Below are 13872 nucleotides of genomic sequence, written 5' to 3'. Positions count from 1 at the left end.
ACGGCCGGCATCAACCAGGCCCGCGTCCCGCACGGTCGACGCCGCGGCGAGCAACGCGTCGAGCTGCTCACCGCGCGCGGCCAGCAGCACCGCCGCCTCGATCACGTCGAGCACCGCACCGTCCCGGACCCGACGCAGCGCACGCCGGATCGCCGACTCCGACGGAGCGGCTTCGGCGGGGGACGCCGGGACGGCGGGCTCCGACAGGTGGGCGGGCACGGGCTCGGGGAGCATCTCGGCCATCCCCCCACACTATGTCCGGTCCCCCGCCCGGTCGACCGGCGAGATCCTCACAGGAGGGCCGGGAATAGCGCTGGTGCCGGGGGCAGCCGGCCTCTCCGCGTGGTGCGCCTCCACCGTCCCCGGGGGTCCGCCGAAGGCTCCCGCGAGTCGCGCTGGGTGAGCTCCCGCGAGTCGGGAGGTCCGGCAGCGCGAGTCGGGCTCTGGGTTTCGGTGAGTCGCGAGATCCGGCAGCGCGAGTCGGGGCTCGCGAATCCGGGTGCCGATTCCGGACCGGCCGTGCTGGAATGCCGCCATGCCGGCCCAGGATCATCCGAAGGTGCAGAAGGTGATCGCGTCGCTGCGCGAAGGCGGCGCGGCGGAGGAGCACGTCGAGCGCATGCAGGTACTGCCGGACGCGGTCAGCACCGCGGCGGCGGCCGCTGCGGCACTCGGCGTCGAGGTCGGCGCGATCGCCAACTCCTTGGTGTTCGACGCCGACGGCGAACCGCTCCTCGTCCTCACCTCGGGTGCGCACCGGGTGGACACGGCCAAGGTCGCCGGGCTCGTCGGGGCGGTGGCGGTGCGTCGGGCGACGCCGGACTTCGTGGCCGCGGCCACCGGCCAGGCCATCGGCGGGGTCGCACCCGTCGGGCATCCGGCCCCGCTGCGCACCCTCGTGGACCGCGCCCTCGCGCAGTACAGCGAGATCTGGGCGGCGGGAGGAATCGCCCATGCGGTGTTCCCGGCGACCTTCGCAGAGCTCGTCGCGGTCACCGGCGGTACTCCTGCCGACGTCGCCGAGTAGCCCGACCGGGAAACCGCTAGCCCTCCCGCAGGGATCGGGAGCGCGACCCGGGAGCTCGCGGGCGGCTCGCGAGGACTCGCAGCCCGACTCGCGGAGGCTCACAGCCCGACTCACCGAAACCCAGAGCCCGACTCGCGGAGGCTCACAGCGCGACTCACCGAAACCCAGAGCCCGACTCGCGGAGGCTCACAGCGCGACTCACCGAAACCCAGAGCGCGACTCGCGCAGCCAGAACTCGCGATTGACGCAGCCAGAACTCGCGATCTTGCGGTGCCGGAGCTCCCGACTCGCGCTGTCGAAGACCCCGACTCGCGGGGTCAGGGGCGGAGGCGGTCCCAGATCTTCCACCACGGGCGGCTGCCCGGGGCGTCGTGCGAGGAGCCGTTGCCGCCGAGCATGGTGAGGGCGTCGGCGGCGGTGGGGCGGGTCGCGGGGTCCTCCCGACGCAGGGCCGACACCAGCGAGGACAGCGGCTCCGCGGTGGCGCCGGCGAAGGCGAGGGTGGCACCGAGCGCCCACATGTCCGCCGCGCCCGTCGCGGGCCCGCCGGCCTCCCGCTCCGGGGCGACGACGCCCTGCGGCTCGAGCCGGTCGCACAACGGCACGCCGGCCTCCTCCGCCGGCAGGGCGAGCCCGACGTCGGCGAGGGCGATGCGGCCGTCGTCGCCGAGCACCACCGCCCCGGGGCGGACGGCGCCGTGCACGAGCTGCCGGTGGTGCGCGGCGCGCAGCGTGCGCAGCAGCCGGCGGGCCACGTCGACCGCGTCGTGCGGGGCGAGCGGGCCACCCGAGGCGACGTGGTCGGACAGGCGGGTCCCGACAACCAGCTCGGTCACCACGTGGTCGATCCCGCCGTCCGACAGCACGTCGTGCACCGCGAGCAGCCCCGGGTCGGCGAGCGCACCGATCCGCCGGGCCTCGCGCAGCAGTCGCTCGCGGAACCGGGCGTGCTCGGCGGCGCTCATGCCCGGGACGTGCAGCTCCTGGACGGCGAGGTAGCGCCCGGTCAGGCGGTCCTCGGCCCGCCAGACCGGGCCGAGCAGCCCCGCGCCCAACCCGTCGAGGACGACGTAGCGCCCCCCGACCATGCGGCTCGGGATCACGGCGGGCCGAACCGGACGGTCACGGGCGCGTGGTCCGACCAGCGCGCGTCGTAGGCGGGGGCCCGTTCGACGACGGCGTGCTCGGCACGGGCGGCGAGGCCCGCCGTCGCGAGGACGTGGTCGATGCGCCAACCGGCGTCGTTGTCGAAGGCGCGACCGCGGTAGGACCACCAGGTGTAGGGGCCGTCGACGCCCGGGTGCACGGCGCGCACGACGTCCGTCCACCCGCTCGCGCAGAGCGCGGCGATCCAGTCCCGCTCGTGCGGGAGGAAGCCGGAGTGTGCGAGGTTGCCCTTCCAGTTGCGGATGTCGGCCTCGGCGGGGGCGATGTTGAAGTCCCCCGCCACGGCCATCTCCCGGCCGTCGGCCAGGGCCTTCTCCCGTCGTTCGGCGAGGTGTGCGGCGAGCGCGACGAGGAAGCGGTCCTTCTCCTCCTGCTTCGGTGTGCCGGCGCTGCCCTTCGGCAGGTAGAGCGAGGCGACCGTCAACGCGGGGAGGTCCACCTCGACGTAGCGGCCGGCCCTATCGAACTCGGCCGCGCCGATGCCGGTCCGCACGGCGACGGGCGCCTCCCGGCTCAGCACGGCCACGCCGTTGCGCCCCTTGGCGGCGGCGGGCTCGAGGGTGAGGTGCCACCCGGCGGTCGCGGCGAGGAAGCCGGCCGGCAGGTCGACGGGCAGCGCACGCGTCTCCTGCAGGCACACGACGTCCGCGTCGGTGGTGGCGAGCCAGTCCAGGAACCCCTTGGTCGACGCGGCCCGCACCCCGTTGACGTTCACGGAGCTGACGGTCGGCACGGCTAGAGCTTCCCGCAGCGCGCCGGATCATGCGTTCGCGGAGTCAGCACGTGCTCCCCGCGGTCGCGGCCAGCCGCTCGTTGACCGCCCACCGGTTGTCGCCGACGAGCTTGCGGAAGCCGTTCTCGATCACCCCGCGTTCGGCGTCGACCAGCTGGCCGGCGCGCAGGGTGTCGACGGGCTCGAACTGGGTGCTCGCGCTGCGGTAGACGTCGAGCGGCGCGCTGCCCTGCACCTCCATCACGCAGCCGGTCTCGCCGGTGGTGCCGGTGCCCTGGAAGATCAGCGCGATCACCGCGAGGAGCGTGCCGGTGACCAGCACGAAGGCCCAGCCCTTGAACGCGGATGCCTCCAGCTTGGGCACCTTGAACCTCGGCCCCAGCGCCATGACCCCTCCCCGTGACGGTCCCGACCCTCACCGTAGCGGAGCGGGCCTGTTCCCCGGGGGTGTGACGTGCGGCGTCGGGGTACCCGGCACCGACCTCGGCACACACCAGGACAGGCGTACGGGATAGCGTGTCGGGCGGGGAGCGGCGTGCTCCTGTCGTACGGAGCCCACCAGGCGACACTTTTGCGAGGCGCGAAGCAGCGATGAAGGTCATCTACACCTATACGGACGAAGCGCCGGCCCTGGCGACGCACTCCTTCCTGCCGGTCATCGAGGCCTACGCCGGCAAGGCCGGGGTCGGCGTCGAGACCCGCGACATCTCCCTGGCGGGCCGCATCCTCGCGCAGTTCCCGGACCGGCTGACGGACGAGCAGCGGGTGCCGGACGCGCTGGGCGAGCTGGGTGAGCTGGCGAGGACGCCCGAGGCCAACATCATCAAGCTGCCGAACATCTCGGCGTCGATCCCGCAGCTCAAGGCCGCGATCACGGAGCTGCAGGCCGCCGGGTACGCGGTGCCGGACTACCCGGAGAACCCGCAGACCGACGAGGAGAAGGCGGCCCGCGCCGCGTACGACGCCGTCAAGGGCTCCGCGGTCAACCCGGTGCTGCGCGAGGGCAACTCCGACCGGCGCGCCCCGGCCTCGGTCAAGAACTTCGCCAAGAAGCACCCGCACTCGATGGGGGCCTGGTCGCCGGACTCGAAGTCGCACGTCGCGACCATGTCGAGCGGGGACTTCCGGCATTCCGAGAAGTCCGTGACGATGCCGGCCGGGACCACCCTGTCGATCGAGCACACGGCCGCGGACGGCACGAGGACCGTCCTCAAGGAGGGCCTGAAGGTCCTCGAGGGCGAGGTCGTCGACGCCGCGGTGATGAGCGCGTCGGCGCTCAACGCCTTCCTGGCCGAGCAGGTCGCCGAGGCCGCCGACCAGGGCGTGCTGTTCTCGGTGCACCTCAAGGCCACGATGATGAAGGTGTCCGACCCGATCCTGTTCGGGCACGCGGTGCGGGCGTACTTCGCCGACGTCTTCGCGCAGTACGGCGAGGACCTCGCCTCGGTCGGCGCGAACCCCAACGACGGGCTCGCCTCGATCCTCACCGCCCTGGAGAAGCTGCCCGCGGACACGAGGAAGGCGATCGAGGACGCCATCACCGCCGGCTACTCCTCCGGGCCGCGGCTGGCGATGGTCGACTCCTCGCGCGGCATCACCAACCTGCACGTCCCGTCCGACGTCATCATCGACGCCTCGATGCCGGCCGCCATCCGGTCGTCGGGCCAGATGTGGAACGCCGACGACGCCCAGCAGGACACCAAGTTCGTCATCCCGGACTCCTCCTACGCGCCGCTCTACGCCGAGACCGTCGAGTTCTGCAAGGAGCACGGCGCCTTCGACCCGACGACCATGGGCACCACCCCGAACGTGGGCCTGATGGCGCAGAAGGCCGAGGAGTACGGCTCGCACGACAAGACCTTCGAGATCCCGGCCGCCGGCACCGTCCGCGTCGTCGACGCCGACGGCACCGTGCTGATCGAGCACGAGGTCGAGGCCGGGGACATCTGGCGGGCCTGCCAGACCAAGGACGCGCCGATCCGCAACTGGGTCGAGCTGGCCGTCTCGCGGGCCCGTGCCACCGGCTGGCCGGCGGTGTTCTGGCTGGACGAGACCCGCGCGCACGACGCCGAGCTGATCAAGAAGGTGAAGTCGCAGCTCGCCGAGCTCGACACCGACGGCCTGACGATCGAGATCCTCCCGGTCGCCGAGGCCACCCGCTACACGCTCAAGCGCGCGAAGGCGGGCGAGGACACGATCTCGGTCACCGGGAACGTGCTGCGCGACTACCTCACCGACCTCTTCCCGATCCTCGAGCTCGGGACCAGCGCGAAGATGCTCTCGATCGTCCCGCTGATGAACGGCGGCGGCCTGTTCGAGACCGGCGCCGGCGGCTCCGCCCCGAAGCACGTGCAGCAGCTGGTCAAGGAGAACCACCTGCGGTGGGACTCCCTCGGCGAGTTCCTCGCGCTGGCCGTCTCGCTGGAGTTCCTGGCCGACGCCACGGACAACCCCCGGGCCCGCTTGCTCGGTACGACGCTCGACGCGGCCACCGGCACGTTGCTCGAGACCGGCAAGTCGCCCTCGCGCAAGGTGGGCGAGCTCGACAACCGCGGCAGCCACTTCTACGTCGCCCTCTACTGGGCACAGGAGCTGGCCCGGCAGACCGAGGACGCCGACCTGGCCGCGATCTTCGCGCCACTGGCCGAGAGGCTGGCCGCGGCCGAGGAGACGATCGTCGGCGAGCTCAACGGTGTGCAGGGCGAGCCGGTCGACCTCGGCGGCTACTACTACGTCGACCGGGCCAGGACGGACTCCGTCATGAGGCCGAGCACGACCCTGAACGAGGCGCTCGCGGGCTTCTGAGGCGTCCGACGTCGGTTCTCGCACCAACGGCACTTTCGTGCGGTAGGTCCGCACGAAAGTGCCGTTCGTGCATTCAGGAGCTGGCGACGCCCGGGATCCGGCCTGCCCGGAACGCGTCGACGAACAGGGCGTGGTCGGCCCGGGCCTGCGCGGCGTCCATGTAGGTGCCGAAGTTCTCCGCGTGCAGGTCGCCCTGGATCCAGACCCGGCTCGTGCGCTCGTCCGCCCACGGGTCCCCGAGCCCGGCGACGTCGGCGTAGAACAGGCAGGCGCTGCCGCGGTAGAAGGCGAACGGGTCCGCCGCCATCTTGCGGAACTTGACGCGGAAGGCGGCCGGATCGGCCGTCATCAGGTCCTCGAACGCGGCGACCAGGGTCTCGACGATCCGTTCGCTCCGGTCCGGCTCCCGGGTGGACATGGCGGCGAACCTAGCCGACGGTCAGTGATCCCCGTGTGATCGTGAGCGCGAGCAGGAGCACGGCGATGCCGAAGGACGTGTAGCAGATGACGTCGACGACCCGGCCGCGGATGGCCAGCAGCCCGGCCCGCGGGGGCGGGAGGACGCCGCGCAGGACCGCCGCGACCAGCAGGGAACCGCCGAGCAGCGCCGAGCCCTGGCGCCAGTGCTCGGTGAGCACCTGAACCATTCCGGCGAGCGCGATCAGCAGCACCAGCAGGAGCGCGCCGTGGATCTCGAGCCAACCGCGAACGCCGCCGCGCTCCCGTCCGTGGCGGGCGGGGGCAGGCCGCCGCAGCGGGGTGGTCGGCTCGTCGCCGTCGACGGGACCGTCACCGAGATGGTCACCGCCGCTCACGGCCGCCATCCTCGCAGGCCGGTCCCGGATCCTCCGCCCCGGCCGTCCGCAACCCGCTCCACTCCATCGTGGCCCGCCCCTCGGCCAGCTGACCTGCCCGTTCCCGCGTTGCGTCGAAAGTCGAGGTCGTGTTCCGTCCGTTCGTAGGGTCCGCATCCGCTGTGATGCCGCACACAATCGCTACGCCGGCGATCACGGACTCCCCTGCCGGCGCCCACTCGACGAGGAGCACCTTCATGAGCGTGGAAAGCGACGTGCAGGCGGGGGCACATGCCGCGGCCGAGCCGCAGGCGGCCGCCGCGCCCGCGGCCAACCCGGCCCTGCTGGGCCTGGTCACCTTCCTGCCCTCCGGGATCACCCTGGGCCTCTGGTTCCTCGGGTACCTGGACACCGCCACCCTGCCGGGCGGGATGGTCCCGATCGTCTCGCTCTCGGCGGGCCTGTTCCTGCTGATCTCCGCGGTGTGGGCGGCCCGGGTGGCGGCCAACACGGTGGCGGCGATCTTCGGCGTGTTCTCCGCCTTCTGGCTCAGCTTCGGCCTGCTGCTCACCGGCCTCACGAGCGGTTGGTGGGGCGTGACCGACGCCGCGGCGGTGGCGAGCGTGCAGCGGACCTACCTGCTGTCCTTCACCCTGGTGTTCCTCCTCCTCACGCTGGCGACGCTGCGCCTGCCGTTGGCGTTCACCGCCGGCTTCGTGTTCGTGGACATCACCTTCGTGCTCGCGTTCCTGGGCGTGAGCACCGGCAACACCGGGCTCTTCCCGATCGCGGGGATCACGACGCTGATCTTCTGCGCATTCTTCGCGTACATCCTGTTCGACGGGTTCAGCCAGGACCTCGGCGGCCGGCCGATGCCGATGGGCAACGCGCTGGTCAAGTAGTCCTCGCGGACCGCGGGTCATGCGCCCGCGACCTCGAGCAGGCCCGGACGCACGAAGGCGCGGCGTCCGGGCCCTCTCGTGTCCGCACCGTGTCCGTACCGTGTCCCCGCTGTGTCCGACGTGGGCAGTCCTGGGAGTTCCGCCGCAGGTCGGACGCGTGCTGTGCCAAATTGAGAATCCGCATCCGGCCGATGTGGACGTCAATGTGTGTGACGGAGCCCACTCCTCGCCCGCGCCGCTGGACGCTCCGCGCCCGGACGCCCCCTCGATCTGGAGCGTGACATGAGCACTGAGCACGGACTGTCCGAACCCACCCTCGAGCCCGCGGCCGCCGCCGGCCCCGCGGCGCCCGCCGCCCCGCCCGCACCGACCGGCAACCCGGCACTGCTCGGGCTGCCCGCCTTCCTGGTCGGCGGGATCGGCCTGACGTTGTACCTGTTCGGCTACCTGCCCGCGGCCGCGGTGGGCACCCTCGTCCCGATGACGCTGCTGGTCTCCGGTCTCGGCCTGCTCGTCGCCGGCGGGTGGGCCATCCGGATCGGGCAGGGCGCGGTCGGTGCGATCTTCGTGGTGTTCGCGACCTTCTGGCTGAGCTACGGCTACCTCGTGCTCTCGCTGGTCAACGACTGGTTGAAGATCCCGGCGGAGAACGCCTCCGCCGCGCAGGCGACCTTCCTCATCGCCTGGCTCGCGGTGTTCGCGGTGCTCACCCTGGCCACCCTGCGCCTGCCGCTGGCCTTCACCACCCTGTTCGCGCTGGTCACGGTCACGGTGGCGCTGGTGCTCACAGCCACGCTGAACGGCTCGACCGGCCTGCTCGCCATCGCCGGGATCACCGCGGCGCTGTTCTGCCTCACCGCCGTGTACATCTTCGTCGACGGCATGACGCAGGAGCTGGGCGGACGCGCCCGGCCGATGGGCGCGCCGCTGGTGCGCTGAACCGCCGAAGTCCGAGGCTTCGCGGGGCTTCCGGTGGGACCGCTCACCGGAAGTCCCGCGACTTCACCGCCACCTTCAGCGGCAACCGCTGCAGCCGGTCCGCGACCAGGTTGAGCACGCCCTCGGGGCTGCGCTCCAGCAGGCCGCGGACCAGCAGCGCCGCGCTGCCCAGCGCGACCGTGCGGTACCGCGCCCACAGCCCCTCCGAGCAGGTGACGTTGAGCATCCCGCTCTCGTCCTCCAGGTTCACGAACGTGACCCCGCGGGCCGTCGCCGGCCGCTGCCGGTGCGTGACCAGGCCACCCACCAGCACCCGCGGCGGGGGGCCGTCGGGGTCGAACGGATCGCCCAGGTCCGCCCGCTCCCCGGCGCCCGCCCTCCGGGCCACCTCGTCCAGGCGGTCGATCCGGACCGCTCCCAGACCCTCGAGCTCCGCGCGCAGGTGCTGCAGCGGGTGGCTGTCCGGCGAGACGCCGGTGGCCCAGACGTCGGCGACGGTCTCCTCCACCTCCGTCATCCCCGGTAACGCGGGCGCCGCCAACCCGACCGCGCTGCCGGGCAGGTGCTCCGGGCGCACCGCGGCGACCACCCCGGCCGCCCACAGCGCCGCCCGCCGCTCGATCCCGAAGCACCCGAACGCCCCCGCGGTGGCCAGCGCCTCCGCCTGTGGCCCGGTGAGCCGCACCCGGCGGGCCAGGTCGGCGAGATCCCGGAACGGGCCGCCACACCCGCGCTCGGCCTCGATCTCCTCGGCGAGCTCGGTGCCGATCGTGCGGATCTCGCGCAGCCCGGTGCGGATCGCCCAGCCGCCGGCGCTCTCCCCGTCCGGTTCCAGGATCGCCGCGGCACCGCCGGCGTTGACGTCCGGCCCGCGGACCCGTACCCCGTGCCGGCGGGCGTCGGCGACCAGGGACTGCGGGGAGTAGAAGCCCATCGGCTGGGAGTTCAGCAGCGCCGCGCAGAAGGCCGCCGGATGGTAGAGCTTGAACCAGGAGCTGTAGTAGACCAGCGACGCGAAGCTGATCGAGTGGCTCTCCGGGAAGCCGAAGTTCGAGAAGGCCAGCATCTTCCCGAAGATCGTCTCCGCGACGTCCGCCGGGATCTCCCGGGCCGCCATCCCCGCGAAGAACCGCTCCCGCAGCCGCTCCATCTTCTCCGTCGAGCGCTTGGACCCCATGGCACGGCGCAGCTCGTCCGCGTCGGCGGCGGAGAAGCCCGCCACGTCGACCGCGATCTGCATGAGCTGCTCCTGGAACAACGGCACGCCGAGGGTCTTCTCCAGCGCGCCCGCGAGCAGGGGGTGGTCGTACTCCCACTCCTCGAGCCCGTTGCGGCGGCGGATGTACGGGTGCACCGACCCGCCCTGGATCGGCCCGGGCCGGATCAGGGCGACCTCGACCACCAGGTCGTAGAACTCGCGTGGCTTGAGCCGGGGCAACGTGGCCATCTGCGCCCGGGACTCGACCTGGAACACCCCCACCGAGTCTGCCCGCTGCAGCATCTCGTACACCGCCGGGTCGCTCTCGCCGAGCTCGTGCAGCTCGACCGTGTACCCCTCGTGCTCCTCGACCAGGTCCATCATCAGGTGCAGCGCGGTGAGCATCCCCAGCCCGAGCAGGTCGAACTTGACCAGCCCGGCGGCCGCGCAGTCGTCCTTGTCCCACTGGACGACGGTCCGGTCCGCCATCCGCGCCCACTCCACCGGCACGACCTCGGAGACCGGCCGGTCGCAGATCACCATGCCGCCCGAGTGGATCCCGAGGTGCCGCGGGAAGCCGAGCACCTGGTCGGCCAGCGCCAACACCGGCACCGGCAGGTCCTCCGGGACGGTCTCGGTGTCCAACCCCGTCCAGCGCTCGATCCGCTTGCTCCACGCGTCCTGCTGGCCGGGCGAGAAGCCCAACGCCTTCGCCATGTCCCGCACCGCCGACCGGGGCCGGTAGGTGATCACGTTGGCCACCTGGGCCGCGTGCGTGCGCGCGTACCGCTGGTAGACGTACTGGATCACCTCCTCGCGCCGGCCCGACTCGATGTCGAGGTCGATGTCCGGGTAGCCGTCCCGGTCCGGGGAGAGGAACCGCTCGAAGAGCAGGCCGTGGCGCACCGCGTCGACGTTGGTGATGCCCAGCGCGTAGCAGACCGCGGAGTTCGCGGCCGAGCCCCGGCCCTGGCAGAGGATCCCGGCCCGCCGGCAGAAGGCCACGATGTCGGCCACGATCAGGAAGTAGCCCGGGAAGTTCTTGGCCTCGATGATCGCCAGCTCGTGCGCCACCATGTCCGCGGCGAACCGGTTCTCCGCGCGGCTGCCGTACCGCCGCGCGACGCCCTGCCAGGTCAGCGCGCGCAGCCAGGTCGCCTCCGTCTCCCCCGGCGGGACGTCGAAGGGCGGCAGGTCCGGCGCCACCAGCTGCAGTTCGAAGGCCAGCTCCCGGCCCAGTCCCGCCGCCCGCCGCACTGCCCCCGGGTACCGCTCCTCGAACCGTGCCGCCATGGCCTCGCCGCTGCGCAGGTACGCCGCCCCGGCCGCGGGCAGCCAGGGATCGGCCTCGTCGAGGCTGCGCCGGGCCCGCACCGCCGCCAACGCCGACGCCAGCGGGAACCGGTCGGCGGTGGCGTAGTGCGCTCCCGTGGTGGCCACCGTCGCGACGCCGGCCTCGGCCGCCAACCCGGCCAGCAGATCGTTGCGCTCGGTGTCGGTGGGCAGGCCCTGGTGGGTGAGCTCGACGGCCACGTTCTCCCGGCCGAACCGCTCGACCAGCCCGCGCAGCGCCTCCGCGGCCGACGCGGGTCCGCCCGCCCGCAGCGCCTGCTGCACCGTGCTCTTGCGGCACCCGGTGAGCGCGACGACGCGCCCCCGGGTGTCCTCGACGACCTCCGCCGGGTCGTACACCGGGCGGCCCTTCTCCGCCCCGCGCAGCTGTGCGGCGCTGATCGTGCGGCACAGCGCCCCGTATCCCTCCGGGCCACGCGCGAGCAGCAGCAGGTGGCTGCCCTCCGGGTCCGGGACGCCGTTCTGCGGAGCGGGCAACCCGAGGCTCAGCTCCGCGCCGAAGGCCGTGCGCACCCCCAGCTCGCGCGCCGCCTCGGCGAAGCGGACCACGCCGTACATCCCGTCGTGGTCGGTGAGGGCGATCGCCTCGAGGCCGAGCTCGTGGGCGCGTTCGACCAGCTCCTCGGGGTGGCTCGCCCCGTCGAGGAAGCTGAAGTTGGAATGGCAGTGCAGCTCCGCGTACGGGACGGTCGGCGCCGCCGGAGCGGTGTGCTCGGCCGGCGGTTCGTACGGCTCACGCTTGCGGGACCAGGCAGGCGAGTCGCCGCCGTCGGCCTCCGGGCCGCCGCGCAGGCTCGAGCCGACAGCACCCGCGAGCCTGCCCGAGAGCCTGGCCTCCAGCTCCCGCCAGGTGACGTCCGGATTGCTCCATCCCATGCCCTGGAGCGTACTCGAACATTTGTTCTAACAGGTCACCGCAACGAAGTTGTCCACAGGCAGGAAGGGATCGACCGCGGCGCGCACCGCCACCTCGGGCCGCGCCCCGACGACCTGCGTGACCACCCACCCGCCGACGTACAGGCTCGGCTTCTGCTGCAGCCACGTCAGGCGCCACCGCGGACCAGGTCTTCGACCGCTGCCACCACTCGGCCTGCGACCCGCTCGATGATCTCGACCGCACCGCCCTGGACCGCTCCGGCGAGGCCGCCGCCGCCCCCTCGCGAACCCTCCGTCGACCGAGGAGGACGTCCACCGGATGACGCCGGCCGGGCCGCTCCCCAGCCCCCGACCGGCGTCATCCGGGCTGCCGGTGGCGCGGTACCGGGGGCTCCCCAGCGACCGGTCGCGCTCGTCCGGCGGCCGTCGGGGCTCCGTCACCTGCTCCGACGACGTCCTGCGCTGTAGGTAACAGTCCACTCCCGCCACCTGAGAGAAACCTGTGCGGCACCCGTGCGGTACCCGTGGACCCGTGGACCCACCCGATCGGGCCGGTCGCCACACCCACCGATGCCGGACACTGAGCGACGACGCGGTGACGGAGGGGGAACCATGCGAGGACGACGAGTGGTGGCGGCGGTGGCGGGCCTCGCGGCGGTCCTGCTGGCAGGGTGCTCCTCCACCCCGACGACACCTGCACCGGAGCCGTCCGCGACCGCCGTCGCGCCCGACCCCGGCCTGCCCGCCCGGCTGATGGCGACCGTGAGCGGCGACGGCGCGTTCGCCCGCCTCGAGCGGCTGCAGCAGATCGCCGATGCGAACGGCGGCAACCGCGCCCTCGGCACACCCGGCTACGACGCCAGTGTCGACTACGTGGCCGGGACCCTCCGGGATGCGGGGTTCACGGTGGACACGCCCAGCTTCGACGTCCGCGCCTTCGCCGTACAGGACGAGCGACTGACCGTGGCCGGGCGCACCGTCCCGACCACGGCCATGGGTTTCTCCCCGGCCACGCCCGCCGGCGGGGTGACCGCGCCGTTGCACGTCGTGGCGCAGGACGACACCTCCGGGTGCGAGGCCGAGGACTTCGCAGGCCTGCCCGCCGGGGCGATCGCGCTGGTAAGGCGCGGCACGTGTCCCTTCGGCGCCAAGTCGGAGAACGCGAAGCGGGCGGGTGCGGCGGGGCTCGTCGTGGTGAACACCGAGGACACGCGGCTCGACGGCACGCTCGGCGACTCCACGGCGACCGTGCCGACCACCGCGGTGACCTCGTCCGTGGGCGCCGACCTCGCCACGCGGGGAGGCGCCCCGGTCACCCTGCTGCTGGCCACCACGACCCGGGACACCGTGAGCCGCAACGTGATCGCCCAGACCGCGAGCGGGGACCCGGACCGGGTCGTGCTCGCCGGGGCGCACCTCGACTCGGTGCCGGAGGGCCCGGGGATCAACGACAACGGTTCCGGCACCACGGCACTGCTCGAGGTCGCCACCGCGCTCGGCCCGACACCGCCGGTGGCCAACGCCGTCCGGTTCGCGTGGTGGGGCGCCGAGGAGGTCGGGCTCGCCGGCTCCACCCGTTACGTCGAGGGACTCTCGCCCGCCGAGACACGGAAGATCGCGCTGTACCTCAACCTGGACATGGTGGGGTCGCCGAACGCCGGCTACCTCGTCTACGACGGCGACGACTCGGACGGACAGGGTGCGGGTCCGGGACCCGAGGGCTCGGCGGCCGTGGAGCGGGTGCTGCTCGACCAGCTCTCCGCGGTGGGCGTGCAGGGAGTGGGCACGGACTTCGACGGGCGCTCCGACTACGGCCCGTTCATCGCGGCCGGCATCCCCGCGGGCGGCCTGTTCACCGGCGCCGAGGAGCGCAAGTCGGCGCAGCAGGCCCGGCAGTGGGGCGGCCAGGCCGACCGTCCGTTCGACGCCTGCTACCACCAGTCGTGCGACACGACGGCCAACATCGACCGCACGGCGCTGGACCGGAACTCCGACGCCCTCGCGGGCACGGTCGGCCGGTTCGCCCTCGACCTGAACGGGATCCCGCGGCGCCAGTCGTGACGACGGTCCTGACCTCA

At 73.0% G+C, this 13872-nt stretch carries 11 protein-coding genes and 1 pseudogene; 5 read left to right on the top strand and 7 right to left on the bottom strand.

Annotated elements, in window-relative coordinates:
* On the bottom strand, positions 1-243 hold a 243-nt coding region (locus ACL02T_RS18840), incomplete at its 3' end, for a hypothetical protein (protein ID WP_412832023.1).
* Positions 244-535: 292 nt separating this feature from the next.
* On the opposite strand from ACL02T_RS18840, the gene ACL02T_RS18835 reads away from it, so the two are divergent.
* Positions 536-1027, top strand: coding sequence for a YbaK/EbsC family protein (locus ACL02T_RS18835; RefSeq protein WP_412832022.1), 492 nt, complete (start codon positions 536-538; stop codon positions 1025-1027).
* Between the two features lie 317 nt (positions 1028-1344).
* Here ACL02T_RS18835 and ACL02T_RS18830 read toward each other — a convergent pair whose 3' ends face one another.
* The 3 genes from ACL02T_RS18830 to ACL02T_RS18820 are packed head-to-tail and all read right to left on the bottom strand — an operon-like array spanning position 1345 to position 3315.
* Entirely contained in the window at positions 1345-2115 is a 771-nt protein-coding gene (locus ACL02T_RS18830; protein WP_412832021.1) for a protein kinase domain-containing protein, read from the bottom strand.
* An 11-nt stretch (positions 2116-2126) separates the two neighbouring features.
* Positions 2127-2927 carry an exodeoxyribonuclease III gene (locus tag ACL02T_RS18825; RefSeq protein WP_412832020.1) on the bottom strand — a complete coding sequence of 267 codons (801 nt, stop codon included), beginning with the start codon at positions 2925-2927 and terminating at the stop codon, positions 2127-2129.
* A gap of 43 nt (positions 2928-2970) precedes the next feature.
* Positions 2971-3315 (bottom strand): hypothetical protein, encoded by a 345-nt coding sequence (locus ACL02T_RS18820; RefSeq protein ID WP_412832019.1) that lies wholly within the window; start codon positions 3313-3315, stop codon positions 2971-2973.
* A 203-nt stretch (positions 3316-3518) separates the two neighbouring features.
* Here ACL02T_RS18820 and ACL02T_RS18815 point away from each other — a divergent pair, with 203 nt between their 5' ends.
* Positions 3519-5732, top strand: a complete 2214-nt coding sequence (locus ACL02T_RS18815; protein WP_412832018.1) for an NADP-dependent isocitrate dehydrogenase — start codon at positions 3519-3521, stop codon at positions 5730-5732.
* Between the two features lie 148 nt (positions 5733-5880).
* On the opposite strand, the pseudogene ACL02T_RS18810 reads toward ACL02T_RS18815, so the two are convergent.
* Positions 5881-6150, bottom strand: a pseudogene (locus ACL02T_RS18810) (DUF2252 family protein); the annotation flags it as partial.
* 10 nt (positions 6151-6160) lie between these two features.
* Positions 6161-6547 (bottom strand): DUF3017 domain-containing protein, encoded by a 387-nt coding sequence (locus ACL02T_RS18805; RefSeq protein WP_412832017.1) that lies wholly within the window; start codon positions 6545-6547, stop codon positions 6161-6163.
* A gap of 236 nt (positions 6548-6783) precedes the next feature.
* On the opposite strand from ACL02T_RS18805, the gene ACL02T_RS18800 reads away from it, so the two are divergent.
* Both ACL02T_RS18800 and ACL02T_RS18795 read left to right on the top strand, forming a co-directional pair.
* Positions 6784-7428, top strand: a complete 645-nt coding sequence (locus ACL02T_RS18800) for a GPR1/FUN34/YaaH family transporter (RefSeq protein ID WP_412832016.1) — start codon at positions 6784-6786, stop codon at positions 7426-7428.
* 282 nt (positions 7429-7710) lie between these two features.
* Positions 7711-8367 (top strand): GPR1/FUN34/YaaH family transporter, encoded by a 657-nt coding sequence (locus ACL02T_RS18795; RefSeq protein WP_412832015.1) that lies wholly within the window; start codon positions 7711-7713, stop codon positions 8365-8367.
* Positions 8368-8410: 43 nt separating this feature from the next.
* Here the strand turns inward: ACL02T_RS18795 and ACL02T_RS18790 are convergent, their stop codons facing one another.
* On the bottom strand, positions 8411-11794 hold the full coding sequence (locus ACL02T_RS18790) for an error-prone DNA polymerase (protein WP_412832014.1): 3384 nt from the start codon (positions 11792-11794) through the stop codon (positions 8411-8413).
* Positions 11795-12406: 612 nt separating this feature from the next.
* On the opposite strand from ACL02T_RS18790, the gene ACL02T_RS18785 reads away from it, so the two are divergent.
* The gene (locus tag ACL02T_RS18785; protein ID WP_412832013.1) at positions 12407-13855 is read left to right on the top strand and encodes a M28 family metallopeptidase; all 1449 of its coding nucleotides are present in this window, start codon (positions 12407-12409) and stop codon (positions 13853-13855) included.
* Positions 13856-13872 lie beyond the last annotated feature (17 nt).

Origin of the sequence: Pseudonocardia oceanicola (assembly GCF_047200735.1) — a bacterium.
In the GTDB taxonomy this organism is placed as follows: domain Bacteria; phylum Actinomycetota; class Actinomycetes; order Mycobacteriales; family Pseudonocardiaceae; genus Pseudonocardia.
This window is presented reverse-complemented; position numbering and strand designations above follow the sequence as displayed.

Bases quoted from the DNA above. Each gene is read 5' to 3' on its own strand.
- ACL02T_RS18835 (WP_412832022.1), top strand. From the start codon at position 536: ATGCCGGCCCAGGATCATCCGAAGGTGCAGAAGGTGATCGCGTCGCTG.
- ACL02T_RS18830 (WP_412832021.1), bottom strand. From the start codon at position 2,115: ATGGTCGGGGGGCGCTACGTCGTCCTCGACGGGTTGGGCGCGGGGCTG.
- ACL02T_RS18820 (WP_412832019.1), bottom strand. From the start codon at position 3,315: ATGGCGCTGGGGCCGAGGTTCAAGGTGCCCAAGCTGGAGGCATCCGCG.
- ACL02T_RS18815 (WP_412832018.1), top strand. From the start codon at position 3,519: ATGAAGGTCATCTACACCTATACGGACGAAGCGCCGGCCCTGGCGACG.
- ACL02T_RS18800 (WP_412832016.1), top strand. From the start codon at position 6,784: ATGAGCGTGGAAAGCGACGTGCAGGCGGGGGCACATGCCGCGGCCGAG.
- ACL02T_RS18795 (WP_412832015.1), top strand. From the start codon at position 7,711: ATGAGCACTGAGCACGGACTGTCCGAACCCACCCTCGAGCCCGCGGCC.
- ACL02T_RS18790 (WP_412832014.1), bottom strand. From the start codon at position 11,794: ATGGGATGGAGCAATCCGGACGTCACCTGGCGGGAGCTGGAGGCCAGG.
- ACL02T_RS18785 (WP_412832013.1), top strand. From the start codon at position 12,407: ATGCGAGGACGACGAGTGGTGGCGGCGGTGGCGGGCCTCGCGGCGGTC.